This window comes from Bradyrhizobium murdochi, assembly GCF_000472965.1.
Taxonomy (GTDB): Bacteria; Pseudomonadota; Alphaproteobacteria; order Rhizobiales; family Xanthobacteraceae; genus Bradyrhizobium; species Bradyrhizobium murdochi.
In genome coordinates, this window is record NZ_AXAU01000009.1 from 30,824 (window position 1) to 51,854 (window position 21,031).

Annotated in this window: 17 protein-coding genes; 12 read left to right on the plus strand and 5 right to left on the minus strand. The window is 63.6% G+C overall.

Translation table 11 applies throughout. The annotated features are described in order from the left end of the window. The first annotated feature begins 164 nt into the window (after nucleotides 1–164). The 3 genes from YUO_RS0118180 to YUO_RS0118190 are packed head-to-tail and all read left to right on the plus strand — an operon-like array spanning nucleotide 165 to nucleotide 3,075. On the plus strand, nucleotides 165–977 hold the full coding sequence (locus YUO_RS0118180; protein WP_028348577.1) for a UDP-2,3-diacylglucosamine diphosphatase: 813 nt from the start codon (nucleotides 165–167) through the stop codon (nucleotides 975–977). Then, nucleotides 974–2,032 carry a glycosyltransferase family 4 protein gene (locus YUO_RS0118185; protein WP_028348578.1) on the plus strand — a complete coding sequence of 353 codons (1,059 nt, stop codon included), beginning with the start codon at nucleotides 974–976 and terminating at the stop codon, nucleotides 2,030–2,032. The genes YUO_RS0118180 and YUO_RS0118185 overlap by 4 nt, the downstream gene beginning before the upstream one ends. A 53-nt stretch (nucleotides 2,033–2,085) precedes the next feature. Further along, nucleotides 2,086–3,075 carry a threonine ammonia-lyase gene (locus YUO_RS0118190; protein ID WP_028348579.1) on the plus strand — a complete coding sequence of 330 codons (990 nt, stop codon included), beginning with the start codon at nucleotides 2,086–2,088 and terminating at the stop codon, nucleotides 3,073–3,075. Nucleotides 3,076–3,146: 71 nt separating this feature from the next. On the opposite strand, the gene YUO_RS41010 is transcribed toward YUO_RS0118190, so the two are convergent. Beyond that, the gene (locus YUO_RS41010; protein WP_083754623.1) at nucleotides 3,147–4,832 is read right to left on the minus strand and encodes a caspase family protein; all 1,686 of its coding nucleotides are present in this window, start codon (nucleotides 4,830–4,832) and stop codon (nucleotides 3,147–3,149) included. 173 nt (nucleotides 4,833–5,005) lie between these two features. On the opposite strand from YUO_RS41010, the gene YUO_RS0118200 reads away from it, so the two are divergent. After that, nucleotides 5,006–6,040: an AI-2E family transporter gene (locus tag YUO_RS0118200; RefSeq protein ID WP_028348580.1), complete on the plus strand. Its 1,035-nt coding sequence runs from the start codon at nucleotides 5,006–5,008 to the stop codon at nucleotides 6,038–6,040. Between the two features lie 129 nt (nucleotides 6,041–6,169). On the opposite strand, the gene YUO_RS41015 is transcribed toward YUO_RS0118200, so the two are convergent. Further along, nucleotides 6,170–7,948, minus strand: a complete 1,779-nt coding sequence (locus YUO_RS41015; protein WP_051379495.1) for a metallophosphoesterase family protein — start codon at nucleotides 7,946–7,948, stop codon at nucleotides 6,170–6,172. Nucleotides 7,949–8,353: 405 nt separating this feature from the next. Between YUO_RS41015 and glsA the strand changes: the two genes are divergently transcribed. The 4 genes from glsA (at nucleotide 8,354) to YUO_RS0118220 (ending at nucleotide 12,083) form a co-directional block, all read left to right on the plus strand. After that, nucleotides 8,354–9,352, plus strand: coding sequence for a glutaminase A (gene glsA, locus YUO_RS0118210; RefSeq protein WP_051379496.1), 999 nt, complete (start codon nucleotides 8,354–8,356; stop codon nucleotides 9,350–9,352). A gap of 73 nt (nucleotides 9,353–9,425) precedes the next feature. Then, on the plus strand, nucleotides 9,426–11,075 hold the full coding sequence (locus YUO_RS0118215) for an MFS transporter (RefSeq protein ID WP_028348582.1): 1,650 nt from the start codon (nucleotides 9,426–9,428) through the stop codon (nucleotides 11,073–11,075). Nucleotides 11,076–11,124: 49 nt separating this feature from the next. Next, nucleotides 11,125–11,427 (plus strand): twin-arginine translocation signal domain-containing protein, encoded by a 303-nt coding sequence (locus YUO_RS48935; protein ID WP_156908671.1) that lies wholly within the window; start codon nucleotides 11,125–11,127, stop codon nucleotides 11,425–11,427. 92 nt (nucleotides 11,428–11,519) lie between these two features. Beyond that, the gene (locus tag YUO_RS0118220; protein WP_028348583.1) at nucleotides 11,520–12,083 is read left to right on the plus strand and encodes an HdeD family acid-resistance protein; all 564 of its coding nucleotides are present in this window, start codon (nucleotides 11,520–11,522) and stop codon (nucleotides 12,081–12,083) included. A 298-nt stretch (nucleotides 12,084–12,381) separates the two neighbouring features. Here the strand turns inward: YUO_RS0118220 and YUO_RS0118225 are convergent, their stop codons facing one another. Continuing rightward, complete coding sequence (locus YUO_RS0118225) at nucleotides 12,382–13,089, minus strand: TetR/AcrR family transcriptional regulator (RefSeq protein ID WP_051379497.1); 708 nt, start codon at nucleotides 13,087–13,089, stop codon at nucleotides 12,382–12,384. 160 nt (nucleotides 13,090–13,249) lie between these two features. On the opposite strand from YUO_RS0118225, the gene YUO_RS0118230 reads away from it, so the two are divergent. Further along, complete coding sequence (locus YUO_RS0118230) at nucleotides 13,250–14,533, plus strand: HlyD family secretion protein (RefSeq protein ID WP_083754624.1); 1,284 nt, start codon at nucleotides 13,250–13,252, stop codon at nucleotides 14,531–14,533. Nucleotides 14,534–14,595: 62 nt separating this feature from the next. Beyond that, entirely contained in the window at nucleotides 14,596–16,128 is a 1,533-nt protein-coding gene (locus YUO_RS0118235; protein WP_051379513.1) for a DHA2 family efflux MFS transporter permease subunit, read from the plus strand. 81 nt (nucleotides 16,129–16,209) lie between these two features. Here YUO_RS0118235 and YUO_RS0118240 read toward each other — a convergent pair whose 3' ends face one another. Continuing rightward, nucleotides 16,210–17,517 (minus strand): hypothetical protein, encoded by a 1,308-nt coding sequence (locus tag YUO_RS0118240; protein ID WP_028348587.1) that lies wholly within the window; start codon nucleotides 17,515–17,517, stop codon nucleotides 16,210–16,212. 76 nt (nucleotides 17,518–17,593) lie between these two features. Between YUO_RS0118240 and YUO_RS0118245 the strand changes: the two genes are divergently transcribed. Then, the gene (locus tag YUO_RS0118245) at nucleotides 17,594–18,793 is read left to right on the plus strand and encodes an MFS transporter (RefSeq protein WP_028348588.1); all 1,200 of its coding nucleotides are present in this window, start codon (nucleotides 17,594–17,596) and stop codon (nucleotides 18,791–18,793) included. Here YUO_RS0118245 and dgcA read toward each other — a convergent pair. Next, nucleotides 18,763–19,758 carry an N-acetyl-D-Glu racemase DgcA gene (gene dgcA, locus YUO_RS0118250; protein WP_028348589.1) on the minus strand — a complete coding sequence of 332 codons (996 nt, stop codon included), beginning with the start codon at nucleotides 19,756–19,758 and terminating at the stop codon, nucleotides 18,763–18,765. The genes YUO_RS0118245 and dgcA overlap by 31 nt on opposite strands. 138 nt (nucleotides 19,759–19,896) lie before the next feature. On the opposite strand from dgcA, the gene YUO_RS0118255 reads away from it, so the two are divergent. Further along, nucleotides 19,897–21,030 (plus strand): MlaE family ABC transporter permease, encoded by a 1,134-nt coding sequence (locus YUO_RS0118255; RefSeq protein WP_028348590.1) that lies wholly within the window; start codon nucleotides 19,897–19,899, stop codon nucleotides 21,028–21,030. Nucleotide 21,031: the final 1 nt, after the last annotated feature.

Genomic DNA, 21,031 nt, shown 5'->3' on the forward strand with positions numbered 1-21,031 from the left:
TGCGCGCAAGCATGGACAACATCGAGATGTTGCCTCTCCAATGTCGCTTGCCTGTCGCATCGCGCTGCTATCCGCGAGTCTAAGGGCGCGGCATTGATTCTCGTGGGGTTATCGGTCGCGTGAACAGTCATCGCCCTGTCACAGAAATCTGTCAGGGGACAGGCATGGGTAGTGACTCCTTGAGTGAAGAGAGCCCCGAACGGCGCTTTCGTACCTTGTTTATCTCCGACGTCCATCTCGGAGCCCGCGGCTCGCAAGCCGACCGTTTGCTGGACTTCCTCAAAGGCCACGACGCCGACACCATCTATCTCGTCGGCGACATCGTCGATGGCTGGGCGCTGAAGTCGAGCTGGTACTGGCCGCAATCGCATAACGACTTCGTGCAGAAGATGCTGCGCAAGGCGCGCAAGGGCGCCAAGATCATCTACGTGCCGGGCAATCACGATGAATTCCTGCGCAACTACTACGGCACGCATTTCGGCGGCATCGACGTGGTGGAGAACACCATCCACACCGGCGTCGACGGCAAGCGCTACCTCATCATCCACGGCGACATCTTCGATCTCGTGGTGCAGAACGCGCGCTGGCTCGCTCATCTCGGCGACAAGGCCTACGACTTCGCCATTCAGATGAATCGCCTCGTCAACTTCTTCCGCCGCATGTTCGGTGTGCCCTATTGGTCGCTGTCGCAATGGGCGAAGCTGAAGGTGAAGAACGCCGTGAACTACATCGGCGCGTTTGAACAGACGCTGGCCGGCGAGGCGCGACGTCACGGCGCCGACGGCGTGATCTGCGGCCACATCCATTACGCCACCATCCGTGACGAGCACGGCATCCGCTACATGAATTGCGGCGACTGGGTGGAAAGCTGCACCGCGCTGGTCGAGCACGAGGACGGCCGGTTCGAGATTATCACCTGGACCGATCCGGTGCGAAGGGCGGCGCCCGTTCCCCGCGTCGCGGCGCGCGCCGCATGACGCGTATCCTGGTCGCGACCGATGCGTGGCATCCCCAGGTCAACGGGGTAGTACGCACGCTGACCGCGATGACGGAGGCGGCCACGGGGCTTGGCGTCGAGGTGAGTTTTCTGACGCCGCAATCGTTTCGCACCTTTGCGATGCCGAGCTATCCGGACCTGCGGCTGGCTCTGCCGCTTCCCGGCAAGATCGCGCAACTGATCGAAGCGGCAAGGCCCGACAGCATACATATCGCGACCGAGGGGCCAATCGGGCTGTTGGTGCGGCGCTATTGCCGCAAGCGCGGCTTGCCATTCACCACGAGCTTTCACACCCGGTTTCCGGAATATGTTTCGGCGCGCTCGCCGATTCCGGAATCCTGGGTCTGGTGGGCGCTGCGTACCTTCCACCGGCCGAGCCGGGCAGTGATGGCGGCGACGCCGGCGCTGGCGGCTGAGCTGCGCCTGCGTGGCTTTCGTAACGTGGTGCTGTGGTCGCGCGGCGTCGATACCTCGCTGTTCCATCCGCGCAGCGCCGATCTCTGCCTGCCGACGCCGGTATATCTCAGCGTCGGCCGTGTCGCGGTAGAGAAGAATCTCGAAGCCTTCCTCGATCTCGATCTGCCCGGCACCAAGCTCGTCGTCGGCGATGGGCCGGCCCGGATGGCGCTGGAGCGCAAATATCCTAACGCCGTGTTCCTCGGCGCGCGGCATGGCGAGGAACTTGCCGAAATCTATGCGGCGGCCGATGTTTTTGTCTTTCCCAGCAAGACCGACACGTTTGGCTTGGTGCTGCTGGAAGCGCTGGCCAGCGGCCTGCCGGTTGCGGCTTTTCCAGTCAATGGTCCCCGCGACGTGATCGGCTCGGCGCCGGTTGGCGTGCTGAACGAGGATTTGCGCACCGCCTGCCTGGAGGCGCTACAGATTTCGCGGAAAGAATGCGTGGAATTTGCCGCCGCCCATACCTGGCAGGCCTCGGCGCGGGTTTTTGTCCATCATGCTCTCAATCTTGGTCCTCTGCAGCCGGAAGGCGAGCTGGCCGAATTTGTGGCCGAGGACCCGCATTTCGCCGCCTGATATCACCTGAATCTGTATTGCCCGCCGGTCCGCTTGCGCGATACAAAGTGCGCATGACGGAAAAGGCCTCAACGGCACCGGTCGGTGCTGCAGATATCGATGCGGCGGCGCGAGTAGTTGGCCCGTTCGCGGTGCGGACGCCGCTGTTGTCGTTCCCCGTTCTCAACGAGCGCGTCGGCACCAAGGTCTTTCTGAAGCCCGAAATGCTGCAGCGGACCGGATCGTTCAAGTTCCGCGGCGCCTTCAACAAACTGGCCTCGATCCCGCAGGACAAGCGCGGCGGCGGGGTGGTCGCATTCTCTTCCGGCAACCACGCCCAGGGCGTGGCGGCGGCGGCGCAGATCCTCAACATGCAGGCCACCATCGTGATGCCGGCGGACTCGCCTATCACCAAGCGCGAGCGCACCAAGGGCTATGGCGCGGAGGTGGTGCTCTACGACCGCGACAAGGAAGACCGCGAAGCGATCGCCAACGGCATCGCCGGCAAACGCGGTGCGACGCTGGTACGGCCCTATGACGATCCCTTCGTCATTGCAGGGCAGGGCACTGCAGGCCGCGAAATCGCCGAGGATATGACAGCGCTCGGGCTCGTGCCCGATATCGTGGTAGCGCCGGCCTCCGGCGGCGGGCTGATCGCCGGTGTTGCGACGGCCGTGAAGGCAAAATTTCCGCAGGCGCAGGTGATCGTCGCCGAGCCCAAGGACTATGACGATCACGGCCTGTCGCTCCGCGCCGGCCACCGCGAGGCCCATCACGCCGCCGGCCGCACCATCTGCGATGCTCTGATGGCGGCGATGCCGGGCGAACTCACCTTTTCGATCAACAGCAAGCTGCTCGCAAACGGCGTGACCGCATCCGACGAGGAGGTCGGCGCGGCGGTGGCCTATGCCTATCGTGAACTGAAGCTGGTGGTCGAGCCCGGCGGAGCTGTCGGCCTCGCCGCACTGTTGGCCGGCCGCATCGATGCCAGGGGAAAGAACGTCGTCATCGTACTTTCCGGCGGCAATGTCGACGCGGACCTGTTCGCCAAACTGGTTGCCTGATCATCACGTCTTAAACGGAAGCGGGCAGAGCATGTGCTCTGCCCGCTTTTTTGTTGTCCGGAGCTCCTTATTCAGCGCCTGAAGCCGCCGCCGCCGAATGACCCGCCGAATGAGCTGCGGGACGGGCTTGAGGCGAAGCGCTGGCTGAAACCACCTCCGCCGCCCATGCCGCCGCTGAACCGACGCGGCGCTGTGGTCATCATCGGCCTGGTCATCATAGGCCTGGTCGTGATGGGTTTGGTGACCCGTATCGGATTGTTATGAATCCTGGGCGGCAAGGTCGTGACCTTGCCGACCTTGCTGCTGTTGTTGCCGGCATTGACGGGGATCGGGTTGATCTTACCGGGCAGGGACGTGGCTTTTCCGCCAATGCCATTGCTGTTGCCTGTGAGCTTGCCAGGCAGGGTCGTGATCTTGCCCATCTTGCCGTTGTTGATGCCGCCATTGATCGGGTTATTCGTTGCCGTGCCCTTGGCAGGCAGCGTGATGATCTTGGAAGGCGCCGGCATGTGGGCCTGGGCACCAAGATTGTGCTTGGAGATGCCGAGCATGGGTGAATTGCCGATGTTCGCCGGTTTGAAGTTCGGCGACTGCTTCGCCAGATGCGTGAACTGCATCAGGGGCACGGCCTTCGGCGCAACCTGCAGCTTCAGCGCGGACTTGGCGTAGGGGCTGTTGGAATAATTGTCATGGAACGTCTTGTAGGCGAACGGCGAGTTGGCGACCACCGCTTTGTGCCACGCTGTTGCCATCCGCAGATTGCCGAGCAGCATGCGGATGTGGTCGCACAGCGGGTCATGCGGGTAAAGGCGGATGAATTCCTCATAGTATTCGGGCGAGCCTTCCGACAGCACGTAGTCGTAAGCCTGGCGCACCGAACGCGACGGCAGATTCGACGCGGCCTGGAGGATCGGGCGGCGATCCGGCGCGCGGCCTGCGGCGACCGCGGTATCGCCGAAGAAGTAGAAGTCGGAGGTTAGCGACGAGCTTTCCCACGGTGTCTGCTTTCCGGAGGTGGTGTTGTTCACTTCGAGCCGGACGCGCTTGAACAATTGCTCGATCGGCAGGTTCGGCTCGCGTGCGACATTCAGGAAAGCTGACGTATACGGGCTGTGGTTGCCGTCGCCGTCCTGCGCTTCCATGCCCGGCGCGGTCGAGTAGCCGACGATCGAGCCTCGGGGCGCATCGACGATTGCCAAGCCCCGCCCGGCATCGTTGATCTCGGGGAACGGATTGTTGCGGCAGGCATCGAGCACCACGATGCGCATCCGGCTCGGGATCGATTCCAGCGTGCCCATCACGTCGACCAGCCGGACCGAATTGCCGTCAAGATCGGACGGCGAGGCGATCTTCGCATCGACCGGAAGCAGATAGTTCTCACCTGCCACCTGCACGCCGTGACCGGCATAGTAGATCATGGCGACGGTGCCGGGGCCGCGCTCGGCGACCCTGGCGGAGAAGACTTGCACGACCTTGACCATGTCGCTGCGCGTCAGGTCGGTGGCCTGGGTGACTTCGAAGCCGGCGGAGTTCAAAAGCTGCGCCATCGACTGCGCGTCGTTGCCGGGATTGGCGAGCTTTGGCGCGATCTGGTAATTCGAGTTGCCGATCACCAGCGCGACGCGCTGGTCCGCCGGCGGCGTTTGCATGCCGTTGCGGATGTCGACGTTCGGGGCTTCGGCCAACGCCGCACCAGCGAAGCCGAGCAGGCCTGCCAGCAGGCCGGCACCCAATAGCGATGACTTAAAACGGGACATGGCTGCCTCCTCAGGCGAGACCTCGTTGCGAGGTTTGCTGCCGGAACGCTAAGCCGGGTGCGGGCCGTCGTACGTGACCGCGATCACGGTTGCAGCACGCGGCGCTTCCACGCTTGCCGCCGCACGATGCCGCTGACAATCTCGGGTTGCTGAACGGTCGAAGGAACCCCAAAATGGGCTTCGGACTAAAGACCACCACAGGAATCATCGCGGCCGTGCTGGTCACGGCGGCGCTGGCTCAGGCGAGCAACGTATTCGCGCCGCTTGCGGCGGCATTGTTCATTATTGCGATTGTGTGGCCGATCCAGAAGCAGTTGCAGTCCTGGATGCCAAAACTTGCCGCGCTGGCGATCACCATCATCGCCACCGTGGCAATCTGCCTCGGCTTCGCCTCGCTCGCAGCCTGGGGATTTGGTCGCGTAGGGCAATCACTGCTCGCCGACCTGGCGCGTTACCAGGCCCTTTATGCGGCGACCGTAAATTGGCTGGACGGTCACGGCGTCTCGGTTGCGGGGCTGTGGGCTGAACATTTCAACGTAAGCTGGCTGCTGCGCGCCACGCAATATGTCACCGGACGGGTGAACACGACGCTCAGCTTCTGGGTAATTGCGCTGGTTTACGTCATGCTCGGGCTTCTCGAAGTCGAGAGCATCAGGCGAAACATCGAACGGCTGGATAACCGCACCGCAGCACGCGTGCTGCTCGACGGCGGCACAGCGACCGCGGCGAAATTCCGAAAGTACCTTTTGGTGCGGACGCAGATGAGCGCGGTCACCGGCCTGCTGGTCGGCAGCTTCGCCTGGATTACCGGGCTGCCATTCGCGCTCGAATGGGGCGTGATCGCGTTCGTGCTGAACTATATCCCGTTCATAGGCCCGTTCATTGCGACACTGTTTCCAACCCTGTTGGCGATGACGCAGTTCGAGACCTGGCCGGCGGTGCTCGGCGTATTCGTGTGCCTGAACATCATTCAATTCGCGGTCGGCAGCTACGTCGAGCCGCGGGTGGCCGGCAGCCTATTGTCGATCTCGCCGGTGGTGGTGCTGTTTGCGATCTTCTTCTGGACGTTCCTGTGGGGCCTGTTCGGGACCTTCATCGGCGTGCCCATCACGCTCGCCATGCTTACGTTCTGTGCCCAGCATCCGTCGAGCCGCTGGGTTGCCGATCTGCTCGGCGGACCTGGGCTGGAGAAACCCGGCAAGCTCTAGTCTTGCTGTGTCATAAGCCCCTCATGGTGAGGAGCGCGAAGCGCGTCTCGAACCATGAGGCCCCGTCTGTGGCCTACATCCTTCGAGACGCCCGCTCTGCGGGCTCCTCAGGATGAGGGGTTGAGAAAGTTAGTCGTCGATGTCGCCCTCGATCTCTACCCGCTCGGGCGGCAACAGGCCTAGACGGCCATCCTGGCCGGTCGTCAGCGAATGAATATAGAAGTACGTCGCCGCAGCGTCGGCCGCACCCATCACGGGCGACGGAGCGGAGATGATTTTTAGCCCGCCGCATGCGCCGATCCAGTCGATATGACGGTGGCCATGCATCACGACGGCGCGATCTCCCAGCGCTTCCAGCCTGCGGACGAACCAACTGCCGTTGATCAGCGCCGTTCCGATGCGCTCGGAAAATGCTTTCACCGGCATGGGATATTCCGCCAGGTGGTGGTGCAATGCGACGATCCAGCGCGCCCGCGGAAAATATCCGATCGCTGCCTCGAGGCGATGCGCCTGTTCGACGGATACCAGTCCGAGCGCGTTGGTGAAGGAAAAGTGGGTCTTTGCATTCGAGTTCAGGATAGCTATTCCGAGGCCGTCTTCCGGTTCCGGCGGAAGGATCATCGGAAACTGGTCGTCGAAGAGGCTGTGCAGCGCGGCGACACGGCGCAAACCTCCAAACTCCGCAATGGCCACGATCGCGTCGCGGTGCCGCGCCAGCGCCTGTTGCAGCGTAGCGGCCGGCCTTCCGTCGGCATCGACGACGTGCACCCGTTCACCTTGCACGGCTGCCATCGCCGACAGCGTCCGGATTTGCCGCAGCCGCTTGCCGGTGCTGAACGGCAGGTCGAGCCTGGCCGGATTGGCGCGGTCGACGATGTTGACGTCGTGATTGCCCGGCAACAGGATCGTGCGCGCGGCAAGTTCCGGGTGGCGCGCCAGTGCTTCGAGGACTAGCGCCCATTCGCTGGCGCGACCGGCGTCGGTCATGTCGCCCGTGACCACAACGTGATCGAGCGGATTGCTGGCATGGATGGCGGCCAGCCGCGCGAGGGCTCGGTCGAGCCGGCCATTGCCGCGCGGGCCAGCCCGTCCGCATTCGATGCGAAAACCATATTGCTCGCCGATCACGTGAAGATCCGACAGATGCGCGACGCGCCAGATGCGGCCTTCGGACGAGGCGGCATCGAACATGGCAAGATCGAGCGGTTGGGGCATGCTGGCATCGGCAAAACCCCAAACCAGCGATGCGACCGCCAGATAGCCCGCCATCAGTACGACGGCATTCGCAAGCGTGGGCACGGCGAGCCGATGCAGCAAGAGCAGATCGCTCCAGTTACCAGCCCACTGCGAGGCAGGCCAGGCGAGTATCGCGATCACCGCCGCGCATGCCGATAACAAGATGCCGGCGCCAACCGAATTGACGCTGCGCAAGCGCGCCCGGCCGGCACGGGTCAAGTTTTTTCCCACGATCAGCTCAGCCAGATGACGCAAGGCTTCGCGCACAAACGCATAGCCCGGCTGTACCGCGAGTGCATTGAGCGACCAGAAATTGATCTCGGCGATCCGAAGCAGCGGGCGCCATCCGATCCAACCCGCCGCGACGATCGCGGCCAGCAACAGCGCCGCGCCGATTTCGGTCAGCGCCGCAAGCTGTTCCGACAAGGTGGAAAACCAGGCCGAAGCCAGCAACGGCGCCAGACCGAGCAACACCGCCGGCAACAACAGCAAGATCGTCCAGGCGAACAAGAGCTTCGGCAAACTGATTTCGACCAGCAGGCTTCCGGCGATTGCCAGTAGCGACCGCTGTCCCGGACTGGCGGCATCATCCTCGATATCGCCGTTGCGCGGATCGACCAGCATATTCTCTGCGGCTTTGCTGACGTGTCGCTCGGAGATCGGCTTCGTCATTGGTCCATACCCGCATCCTGCCGCTCGCGCCGTCTCAGGCTAAACGCCCCAGGGGAGGCCCAACAGGTACCACGCGACAAAAAGAAGTGTCCAAAGCGCGGCCATGCAGAGCACCTCGCTGATCGCTCTCACGCTCGGTCAAATTGGTCGCTAATTCGCGGAGGTTTGTCGATGCGGAGCCATCGGCGTTCGCGTGATTTGTCACAAAGTTGTGTAACGGAACACATCCGACGCATACGTACTTTAAGGTTGTGTGATTGACTCGATGCACTTTAGAGCGTTACCGTGCGTGCAAGTCAGACGAAGCTGAGACGGTCGACGCAGACCGTCTATCAGCATGTAACTCGTGTTGCCGAACGGCTCGATCATCTGCGCGCAGCATGTCGAGCTGGATGGAGGAGTCCGATGGACTCACCTTCGATTTCGGAATCCATAGAACGCCCCTACATCTCGACAGGACACCTGCCAGAACCCGAACTGGTGCAAGAGCTGGTGTCGGACGCCTACCGGCGTTTCAAGTCGAACGGAGACGGACAGAATTCACAAGTCTATCCGGCGCTCGCCAGGGTTCCGCGAGAGCTGTTCGGGGTCTGCGTCGTTGGCACCAGCGGGCGTGTCTACGAGGCCGGCGACACCGACTATGAATTCTCGATCATGAGCGTGTCGAAGCCGTTCGTGTTCGCGCTTGTTTGCGAGACGATCGGCCCAGAAGAGGCGCGCAGAAGACTTGGGGCAAACGCCACCGGATTGCCCTTCAACTCCCTCGCGGCCATCGAGCAGGGCGGCGGCCGCACCAATCCGATGGTCAACGCGGGCGCGATCGCGACCACCAGCCTCGTGCCGGGCCTGACGGCTGAAGGCCAATGGCAATTCATTCACGACGGGCTGTCACGGTTTGCGGGGCGCAAGCTCACGCTCAATGAGGAGGTGTACGCCTCGGCGTCGCAAACCAACTATCGCAACCGCAGTATCGCCCGGCTGCTGCAGAGCTACGACCGCATCTATTGCGACGCCAAGCAGGCGACCGATCTCTATACCAAGCAATGCTCGCTGAATGTGAGTGCGCGGGATCTGGCGGTCATGAGCGCGACGCTGGCGGATGGCGGCGTCAATCCGGTCACCCGGCAGCGCGTCGTGGATGCTGCGGTCTGCCACTACGCGCTCACCGTGATGATTACCGCCGGCCTATACGAGACCTCGGGCGACTGGCTCTACGACATCGGCCTGCCGGGCAAGAGCGGGATCGGCGGCGGCATCGTCGCGGTCTCTCCCGGCAAGGGCGGCTTCGGTACCTTCGCGCCGCCGCTCGACGCGGCCGGCAACAGCGTGAAGGGACAGCTCGCGGCAAAGTTCCTGTCGCAGCGGCTGGGAATGGATCTGTTCGTATCGCAACCGGAAAACTGAAGCAGATGCAAAGAGTGACTTGATCGAGCCGATAGCTCGATCGATCCGGGACCGAGCAGCTCGGGAGGACACCATGGCGACGCACTCGATGTCGATCGGAGCAATCCGGGAAGAAGCGCGGGAGTCATGGGTACCGATGATCGCCATCGCGCTCGGCCAGATGATCATGTCCTATAATGTCGCCTCGCTGCCGGTGGCGCTCGGCGGGATGGTGAAGAGTTTTGGCGTCCCGCCGACGACGGTTGCGACGGGTGTCGTGGCCTATTCCATGCTCGTGGCTGGCTTCGTGATGCTCGGCGCAAAACTCGCGCAGCGGTTCGGCGCACTGCAGGTGTTCCGCTTTGCAGTGGTCCTGTTCTGCGCGTCGCAGATATTGATGACATTCAGTCCCACGGCGACGTTGATGATCACAGCGCAAGCGCTTTGCGGCGCGGCCGGCGCTGTGATCGTGCCGTCGCTGGTGGCGCTGATCGCCGAGAATTACACGGGAAGGCAGCAGGCGACGGCGGTGGGTGCGCTCGGCTCTGCGCGCGCGGCGGCCGGCGTGCTGGCGTTCGTCATCGGCGGCGTGCTCGGCACCTATATCGGCTGGCGCCCGGCATTCGGTATCCTGATCGCGGTTTCTGCGATTGTGTTCCTCCTGAGTTTCCGTCTCAAGCGCGACTATGGCCGCCCGGACGTGCATATCGATTCCCTCGGTGTGGTTCTGGCGGCATCGGCGATCGTCCTCATCAGTTTCGGCTTCAACAATCTGAACGGATGGGGGCTGGCGCTGGCCACCGCCAACGCGCCGTTCGACCTTGGCCTTTCGCCGGCGCCGATCATGATCGTTCTCGGCGTCGTGCTCGGGCAGGCATTCCTGATGTGGACGCATCGGCGTCAGGCCGCCGGGAAGACCCCGCTATTGGCGCTCGAGGTGATCGACTCGCCGGAAGAGCGCTGCGCGGTCTATGCGCTGTTTGCCGTGGTCGCGCTGGAGGCGGCGCTCAATTTCACAGTGCCGCTGTACATTCAGATCGTGCAGGGCCGCTCACCGCTTGCGACTGCGATCGCGATGATGCCGTTCAATCTGACGGTGTTCTTCACGGCGATGCTGATCGTCAATGTCTACGACCGGCTGACGCCGCGGCAGATCGGCCGCTACGGCTTCCTGCTGTGTACGGTTGGCCTGGTGTGGCTGGCCGTTGTCGTGCGCAACGACTGGAGCGAGGTTCCTGTGTTGATTGGCCTGGTTCTGTTCGGGATCGGGCAGGGGTCGCTGGTGACGCTGTTGTTCAACGTGCTGGTCACCGCCTCGCCCAAGGAGCTCGCAGGCGACGTCGGGTCGCTGCGCGGCACCACGCAAAATCTTGCCGCTGCGGTTGGAACGGCGGTGGCGGGTGCGCTTCTGGTCGGTCTGTTGAGTGCGATCGCGCTCAGCAGTATCGCGGCCAGCCCCGAGCTGCCGAAGGAGATCCAGAGCCAGGTCGATCTCGACAACATCACCTTCGTCAGCAACGACCGGCTGCGGAGCGTGATGGAAAGCACGACCGCGACGCCGCAGCAGGTCGAGGAAGCGGTGCGCGTGAATACCGAAGCGCGGCTGCGAGCGCTGAAAATCGGGCTGTTGATCATGGCCGGTCTTGCGCTGCTGGCGATCATCCCGGCCGGCCGGCTTCCGAATTATCTGCCGGGCGAGATACCGAGCGATGCGCCTACAGGTGATCGAGCGAGGTCGACCTGACTGAAGACAAGAAGGCGAGGAGAGGGACGTCCCTGCAAGGAGAACAAGGATGGATGCAATTGATCGCCGCAGTGCGCTGCGGGGGCTTCTTTGCGGTGTTGTCGCCGCTGGATTGGGCGCAGGCTTGGTAGCAAATCCGGTCGAAGCGATGCCGCTCGCGATGGAAAAGCATCTAGGAGCCAAGACGGACAATCTCAGGGAGAAGGCCGAGCCTGTGCAGATGGGCCCGCCCGGGCGGCCGATTCACCGCCCGCCACGGCGGCCGATCCACCGTCATCGCTGGCACCGCCACCGGCGTCCCCGCCGCGTCTGCTGGTGGCACCGTGGTCGCCGTGTGTGCAGGTGGCGATAACGATGAGCCGGCGGGCGCGGCGACGGCCAAACTTCGCGCGAACGCGCTAGCCACGACTCCCGCCGGCTTCGCTCCAAATAGAGGAGACTGCCATGACCACAATTAACAACAGCTCGCCGATGGGCGTCACCAACCTGCCTGCGCCGCCGTTCTGGATCTGTGTTCTGCTTGGACTCGCCTTGATCCTGGCCGGCTTCCTGATTCTCGGCGACGTCATGCTCGTCACCGTGATCAGCACCATCTTCATCGGCTGGGTTTCGATCGTCGCCGGCGCCTTCGAGATCGTCCATGCATTCTGGACCAAGGGATGGGGAGGTTTCGTATGGCAGGTGCTTCTCGGCATCCTGTACATCGCCTTTGGCGTCGTGCTGGTGGGCCAGCCGGTCGCCAGTGCCTTGATTCTCACCTACGTCCTCGGCCTGGTGTTGGTGATTTCCGGTTTCGTCCGCATCCTGGTCAGCATCAGCCATTGGCGAGAGGCGGGCTGGATCATGCTGCTATCCGGCGCGTTCGGCATAGTGGCTGGCCTCATCATTCTGACTGGATTTCCGATGACCGGCTTGTGGGTCCTCGGATTGCTGCTCGGCGTCGATCTGATTTCCCATGGCATCGGGTGGTTGGCTTATGCGTGGCAGCCTACCACCCGAAGCGCGTAGCTCCTCCCTGCCTACTAGAGCGAGATGGCTGTTCTTCGAATCGTCATCTCGCTCCTTTTTCTGTTTGAGCATGATCGCCAGCAAACACCTTCCGACATCGCTCGTTACGATCGCGATGTTTCGGTTTCTCGTTGAACCTCTGCGTTTCAGCCCAGGGCGGCTTGATCGAGGTCCGCTATCCGGCGCCTTTTTGGACTCAAGCAGACGTCGCCTGAAGTTCGCCATCTTCCGAGATGGCACGGCGGCGCATGACAGCGTATCGGGCTTCAGGACCGAGTCAGTGGTGTCGTTGCAAGGTTCAGCGCACGCCGCCGCGCCTGCAGGCGGCAAGAAAGAACGGAACGCTGCGTGCCACGTGCGCGTCGATCTCTGCGTCCAGCGTCTTGAGGTCCACCTCGAACAGCGCCCGGAGCAGCATCGGCACGGCGATCAGATCAAGGAAGAAACGTGCAGTCGTTGTCAGTTGCTTTGGGGCAAAAGCCGGCAGCGACCGAAGCTCGTCGGATTGCGTCAACTCGCCCAGCAACCGGACCCCGAGTTCAGTGCTGAGATCACGCGCCTTCCGGCCGACCGTGCTCGCCAGATCAGGAAAGCGGCGCGCTTCCGCGATTGCCAGCCGCATCAGCGCGATCCTCTCGCTGTCCAAACCCCAATGCAGCAGGGTACTTGCGGCACTTATCAGGCGCGCCTCGATTGTTGCGCCGGTCGGCACCTCGGCCTTAAACTCTGCGATACGAGATAGGATGTCCCACGTTACGACTGCAGTGAACAGCGCCCGCTTGTCGCGGAAGCGGGCATAGATCGTCGGCTTACCCGAACGTGCGACTTCGGCGATCTCGTCGATGCTCGCGCCTTCAAATCCGCGCTCCAGAAACACCTTACGCGCCGCATCGAGGATGCGGGTGTCAACCTCGACGGCAAGCTCCTTCGGCGGGCGACCAAACCGCACGGTGGCGCGCCTTGGCTTCGGCGCTCGCTTCTTCTTCAACAGACTGGTGGCTTTCATCGCGATTGAACCGTGCCTTCGAACTCCGCTGAGCTATGCACGCAACTGTGATGTTTGAAGAGAACGAAACGGTTTCGTTCCTATTGATCGACCTGTTTGCCGGACTCAGTTTCGTTTCTTGTGCGGCGTCGCTGAGGCGCCTGACAGCAGGAGCGGCAGCATGTCCGAACACAATGTCTTGGAACGGGACGGGCGGGTGCTCCATGGCGTCGAAAGCCCGCGGTCTGTCCCGGACCTCCGCCAGCCCAGCGTCGAGTTCGATCAACAGGAAGTCACCGCGCGGGCTCGGCTCCCGCACGAAGAGCCGGCTGCCAGAGCGCCTGCGTCAGCCGATCCGCCAGAAGCAAACCGGCCGCAGACTGCCAGCAAAGAGCGCAGGGCCGGCTTCCTGCGTCGTCGCCCCGTTGTCTCCGTGATCGGGGCAGCGCTACTCGCCTCCGCGATCGCCGGCGGCTACCTCTACATGGACTACGCGAGACATTTCGAATCTACCGATGATGCCTTCGTCGCGGCGCGGCAGTTTTCGATCGCGCCGAAAGTCTCAGGCTACATCACCGCCGTCCCCGTCACCGACAACCAGCATGTCAAAGCCGGCGATGTGATCGCCCGCATCGATGACCGCGACTTTCGCACGGCGCTCGAGCAGGCGCAGGCGCAGGTCGCGGCCGCGCAAGCCAGCATCGAGAATATCGACGCGCAGCTCGATGTGCAGCAGGCACAGATCGGCGCCAACCAGGCGCAGGTGGATCAGGCGCAGGCGGCACTGGTGTTCGCACAGCAGCAAGCGGCGCGCTTCCAACACCTGGAGCAAACAGGCTATGGCACGGTTCAGAACGCCCAGCAGTTCACCTCGCAACTGCATCAGCAGCAGGCTGCACTTCTGAGCGCGCAGGCAACCCTCAAGCTGGCGAATCGGCAAGTCGAGTCGTTGAAGGCGCAGCGCAAGAGCGCTCTTGCGAACCTCGCGCAGGCCCAGGCCCAGCGCGACCAGGCGCAACTCAATCTCTCCTACACGACGGTGACGGCGGCCCAGCCGGGGCGCGTCGTCAACCTGAGCGCCGCAACTGGTCAATTCGCCCAGCCAGGCAACAGCCTGACGATGTATGTGCCGGATCAGATCTGGGTGACAGCGAACTTCAAGGAGACGCAACTCGACCACATGCGGCCGGGTGATCCGGTGACGCTCGCGATCGATGCCTATCCGGAGCGCAATATCCTCGGTCATGTCGCGAGCGTCCAGCCCGGGTCCGGCACCGCGTTCTCGCTGCTGCCCGCCCAGAATGCCACCGGCAACTTCGTCAAGATTGTCCAACGCGTGCCGGTCAAGATCGTCATGGACAATCCGCCGACCGATGTCGCGCTCGGCCCGGGCATGTCGGTAGTCCCCACCGCGCGGATCGATCCGAGGCCGTCGCTCTATGAGCGACTGAGGAGCGAACTGTGAACTCCGCGGTCATCCGGGCCGAGCCTCCCGCATCCGCGAGCGGCGGCGTGGCTAATCCGTGGATGATCGCTATGCTGGTCGCGCTTGCAAGCTTCATGGAGGTGCTTGACACCACCATCGCCAATGTTGCGCTACCCTATATTGCAGGCGGCATGGGGGTGAGCCAGGACGAGGCGTCCTGGGTGGTCACCACCTATCTCGTCTCCAACGCCATCATCCTGACGGCCTCCAGTTTCCTGGCCCGAACGCTGGGCCGCAAAACGTTCTTCCTGATCTGTCTCGGAGCATTCACGCTCAGCTCGCTGTTGTGCGGCTTTGCTCCGAATCTGAATGCGCTGCTGTTGTGCCGCATGCTGCAGGGCTTCGGTGGCGGGGGCATGGTGCCGGTCGCGCAGTCGATCCTGGCCGATTCGTTTCCACCGGCGAAGCGCGGCCAGGCTTTTGCGGTGTTCGGCGTCGCCGTGGTTGTGGCCCCGGTGGTCGGGCCGACGCTCGGCGGCTGGCTGTCCGACAATATCTCCTGGCACTGGTGTTTCTTGATCAACGTGCCGGTCGGCGTGATCGCGATGGCGTTAATCGCGCTGCTCCTGCAGGAGTCCCCGACCGCGCGTGCGCAAGCGCAGCAGCAAGGGGATGGGTTCGATGTGGTCGGCTTCGTGTTGGTTGCAACCTTCCTGGGTGCTCTGGAAGTCGTGCTGGATCGGGGCCTGGAGGACGACTGGTTCGGCTCACGCTTCATCGTGATCTTCACGGCCATCTGCATCCTGGCGTTTATGCTGATGATTCCGTGGGAGTTGAGCCGCCGTCATCCGATCATCGACCTGCACATGGTAGCGACCCGCCAGTTCGGCGCCTGCTTCCTGGTGATGTTGTCGACCGGCGCGATCCTGCTCGCGACCACGCAATTCCTGCCGCAACTCGTACAGCAGGATTTCGGCTACACCGCCACCTGGGCAGGCCTCGTGCTCTCGCCGGGCGGAGTGGTCACCATGATGATGATGTTCGTGGTCGGTCGTCTGGCCGCCAAGGTTCAGCCCAAATATTTGATCGCCGCGGGCGCTGTGGTCTGCGCTCTTTCCATGTACGCCATGACTAACGTGTACGCCGATATCGGCTTCTGGTTCTTGGCGCGCTCGCGCATGCTGCTCGGCGTCGGACTGCCGCTGATCTTCGTGCCGATCATGGCCGCATCCTATGACGGCATTCAACCATCAAAGACCGACCAGGCTTCCGCCCTGATCAACGCAGCCCGGAACACCGGAGGCTCGATCGGCGTCTCGATCGTCTCCAACGTGTTGACGCACCGCGAGCAGTTCCACCAGAGCCGGCTGGTCGAGCAGGTGTTGCCGTCCAATCCGCAATATCAGGATACGCTGCAGCAGGTCACGAGTTTCTTCGCGGGCCACGGAAGTTCACTGGCCCAAGCGCATGATCAGGCGATCCAGTGGATCGGACAACAGGTGCAGACACAGGCGTCGTATCTCGCCTACATGGATGCCTTTTGGGTCTTGATGCTGATCTCGCTTGCCGCCGTGCCACTCGCCATGATGCTGCGGACGATCAAGCTTGGTGGAGCTGTTCACGTGGGCCATTGAGGATCGTCCCATCGGGCATGGACGCTGATAAGCCGCCCGCGTGGGCGTGTTGTTAGCGTAATGAGCTTCAGGGGCAGCGCTTCACGAAAAGAACGCGATCTTCTCGGCCTGGCTCATGCGCCGGATCGGAGCCAGCGGGTCGTTCGCCGCCGTGACCGGCTTTCGCAGTATCCCGCTCGCAATGAGTGTCGAGCCGAGCGACACTTCCACCGCCGGCACAGACGCCGATGCGGCCGCGGGCGGTGGGGACGGTTGATCCGGCGGCGGCGGTGCGGCGACCGGCTCGGGCGCCTTGGCGACAATTTTAGGAGCAATCGGCGCAGGCTCCGCCAAGCGGACCTGCTCGGCTATCGCTTCGGCGATCTCCTCGTCACTGATCGGATCCGGTGCGCCCATCTCCATCGCGATCATGTCGAGGACCGCCTCGTCTTGTGCATCAGCGTCTTGCGCATCAGCGGCCTGGGCGTCGGCATTCTGGACGGAGTTGTCTTGGGCGGCCGCGTGCTGGACGGTTGCGTCTTGCACAGCGGTATCTTGGACCGAGGCCTCCGGAGCCGTGGCGCTTTCGGCAGCCAGCGGCGTTTCTGCTTCCGTCAGCACGGCTTCCGCCGCCGCAAGCACGGCCTCCGCAGATGCGGCCATCGAAGCGAACGGCGTCTCAGTTACCGGTGCTTCCTGCGCGAAGGCTGTCTCCGCTGCCGGCGGCATTTCCTGCGCGGCCGGGAAGGGCGATGCCGCCTCGGCCTCGGTAGCCGGCGCTGGCGACTGGTCCTCGTCCCCGAATTCCACTAGCCGGCCCTGGAGAGCGGCGAAGGCCGCACGCAGCGCTGCTCGCGCCTCCTCGGAGGAGAACTGTTCGGTGCCCTTTTCGATGACGGTGACCTGCGAATCAATCAGGTCGCAAATTCGCCCGTCATTGCCGATTTCCCGCAACCGCCAAGCGATTTCGCGCAGCACCCGCGCGCCCTTGCGGACCGGGGCCAGCCGCTGCTCCAGCGCGAGGCTGTCGAGCGCCTCGACCGCGGATTCCTCGGCCGCCTCGACCGCGCCACGGATGGAGGCGAGCGCTTCGGTCAGGCGCTCTTGCGCAGCCGCCGCCGCGGCGACAGCCTCCGCCGCCTGCTGCGCCGAAAGGCCGTCCTCCCGGCGAAGGCTTTCTTCCCGCTGAAGGTTTTCCTCCCGCTGGGCGGCGAGGCTTTGCTCGATCCGCGCCACCGCGTCCAGCACCATGCGGGTGTCGGCATTGCGGTTGCGCTTGGCGTATTCGGTCAGGAACCAGCGGCCTCGCGAAGTCTCCATGAAGGCTTCGGCGATTGCAGCATAGTCCTCCTCGCTCGGCAGCGCGGCGCGTGCTGAGATCGGCGAAAGGGCGAATGCTTCGTCGGCCATGTCAAACTCTTCGCGCAAATCGGCGCGCATTGCGATAACGAAACAACACGATATTGACCGAATCGCAATTGAATTGATGCCAAGCGAATCACAAATCCCCATCGCTTCTCAAGGTGCATCGAAGCGATTTGCGACCCGGGTGGCGCTGTTTTACGGCACGCTGTTCGGCATGACCGGCACCCATCTGCCGTTTTTCACGGTATGGTTGAAGGCAGTCGGGATCGATGCGTTTTGGATAGGCCTGATCACGGCCGTGCCGCCGGTCAGCCGATTTACCGTCCTTCCGGTGGTGACGGGCCTTGCGGAACGGCGGCAGGCATTGCGCGGCGGCATCATCTTGACCGCCTTCGCCACCGCTTTGGGCTTTTTCGTGCTGGGCACCCAGCATTTGCCGATACTGGTGTTCCTGATCTACGCGCTGACCTGCTGCCTGTGGACGCCTATGGTGCCGCTGACGGATGCCTATGCGCTGCGGGGAGTGAAGCGCTACGGCCTCAACTATGGGCCGTTGCGGCTGTGGGGCTCCGCCGCCTTCGTCTTGGGCGCGCTGGTCTGCGGAATGTTGCTCGACCTCATCGCCGCCCGAAACCTGATCTGGATCATCGCCGGCTCGGCGGCGCTCGGGGCGCTGGCCAGCCTTGCGCTGGAGCCGCTGGACGACGTCAAGAGCGCCCGCCCGGTCACCGGCGGCGCGAGTGCATTGCTGCGCGACGGCGGCTTTCTCGCGATCATCGTGGCGTCGGCGCTGATCCAGGGCAGCCATGCCGCCTATTACATTTTCGCGTCGATTGCCTGGCAACAAGCGGGGTTCGACGGGCTGACGATTGCGGTTCTGTGGGTGCTCGGCGTGATCGCCGAGATCGTGCTGTTCGCGCTGTCGCCGCGGTTCACCCTGCAACCATCGATGCTGGTGGTGATCGCGGCGCTGAGCGCGGCCGCGCGCTGGGTGCTAACGGCGCAGGACCTGCCGCTTGCTGTTCTCGCGATCGTCCAGCTCGCGCATGCACTAAGTTTCGGGCTGACGCAGGTCGGCATCATGGGATTGATGCTGCATCACGTGCCTGGCCACGTGATGGCACGCGCACAGGGCTACCTGACCGCCTGCGGCGGCATCGTCGCCGGCCTCGCCTCGGTCGGGTCAGGCACGATCTACGAGACCTGGGGACAAGGCATCTATTATGTGATGGCGGCGATGGCCGCGCTCGGCGGGCTGGTGGTCTGGCTGGCGCGGGACCGGCTCGCGCATCAGCCCCACAAGGCGGCTTCCGGCGGATAGACCAAGCTGCCGTCGTAGCGCAGGCCGCCGTCGCGGTCGCGCGCCAGCAACAGAGGGCCATCGAGATCGACGAATCTCGCCTGCTGCGCGAGCAGCATGGCCGGCGCCATCGCCAGCGAGGTCGCGACCATGCAGCCGATCATGATCTCGAAGCCGAGCGCCTGGGCGGCATCCGCCATCGCGAGCGCCTCCGTCAGCCCGCCGGTCTTGTCGAGCTTGATGTTGACGGCATCGTAGCGCGCGCGCAGGCCTTCCAGCGAGGCGCGCTCATGCACGCTTTCGTCGGCGCAGACTGCGACCGGGCGCTTGATGCGGGCCAACGCCTCGTCGCGCCCGGCCGGCAGCGGCTGCTCGACCAGCGTGACCCCGGCGTTGGCGCAGGCGGCGAGGTGGTATTCGAGATTGTCCGCCGTCCAGGCTTCGTTGGCATCGACGATTAATTCGGAATCGGGAGCCGCCTTGCGGACCGCCGCAATCCGCGCGTCATCGCCATCGCCGCCGAGCTTGATCTTGAGGAGCGGCCGATCCGCGGCCTTGGCCGTTGCCGACGCCATCGCCTCCGGCGTGCCCAGCGAAATCGTGAAGGCGGTGGTGCAGGCGGTTGGCGCCGGCCGTCCGAGCAGCGTCCAGACTCGTTGGCCGGAGCTCTTGGCCTCGAAGTCCAATAGCGCGCAATCCAGCGCGTTACGGGCGGCGCCGGCCGGCATCGATGCCTGCAGGGCCGCTCGGTCCAGTCCCTTGGCAAGCGGTTCCTGCATCGCATTAAGGGCTTCAAGCGTTGCTTCCGCCGTCTCGCCGTAACGCGGGTAGGGCACGCATTCGCCGCGCCCGGTACAGCCTCCCTCGCTCACGGTGGCGACGACGGTGACCGCCTCGGTTTTGGCGCCGCGGCTGATGGTGAACGCGCCTGCGATGGGCCAGCGTTCGATGCTGACGGCAAGCTTTCGAGATAGGCTGGAAGTCATTTTAAAATCTGGCAATTTCGTGAACCGCAAGCTTGCCCACCGCTACCAACTATGGCTGGTTAGGGGCAGATTCGACAAGGCAATACGGCGCGCGGAACCCAAGGGATTCGCATCGGTATCGGCCGAGGGGTGGGCATCGTGAGCGGCGACCCGACATTGGAGCGGATAGCTAGGGGCAACGGGCTGGCGCTGTGCGCGGCCGGCTCCTGGACGGCCCGCTTTGCCCCTGTGCTGGAACGCATGGTCGCCGACGCCGAAAAGCTCAGCGGCACCCGGCCCAACATCTCCATCGACGTCTCGCAGGTGTCGAAGCTCGACACGTTTGGCGCTTGGCTGATCGAGCGGCTGCGCCGCAGCCTGACCCATGGCGGCGTCGAGGCCCAGATCGCCGGGCTTTCGGCCAATTATTCCAGCCTTGTCGACGAGGTGCGGCGGGTGAAGGCCGAGCCAATCGTCGATACCGATCGGCTGACGATATCAGGCATGCTGGAGCAGATCGGCCGCGCCGTGGCCGGTATCGGCGGCACCTTGATCGGGCTGATCGATATGCTGGGCGCGGTGCTCGCCGCAGCCGCCCATGTCCTGATTCGTCCCCGCCACTTCCGCCTGACCTCGACCATCCATCACCTGGAGCAGGTGTGCTGGCGCGCGGTGCCGATCGTGGTGCTGATCACGTTCCTGATCGGCTGTATCATTTCGCAACAGGGTATTTTCCATTTCCGCAAGTTCGGCGCCGACATCTTTGTGGTGGACATGCTGGGCGTGCTGGTGCTGCGCGAGATCGGGGTGCTCCTGGTGGCGATCATGGTAGCGGGACGCTCGGGCTCGGCCTACACCGCCGAGCTCGGCTCGATGAAGATGCGGGAAGAGATCGACGCGCTGCGCACCATGGGCTTCGATCCGATCGAGGTTTTGATCCTGCCGCGGATGCTGGCGCTGGTGCTGGCATTGCCGATATTGGCGTTCCTCGGCGCGATGGCGGCGCTTTACGGCGGCGGGCTGGTGGCATGGCTCTATGGCGGGGTCGAGCCCGAGGCTTTCCTGCTGCGGCTACGAGATGCCATCTCGATCGATCATTTCGTCGTTGGCCTCATCAAGGCGCCGGTGATGGCGGCGGTCATCGGCATCGTCGCCTGCGTCGAGGGACTCTCCGTGCAGGGCAGCGCTGAATCGCTCGGGCAGCACACGACGTCCTCGGTGGTGAAGGGAATCTTCTTCGTGATCGTGATGGACGGCGTGTTCGCCATCTTCTTCGCGTCGATCGGAATGTGAC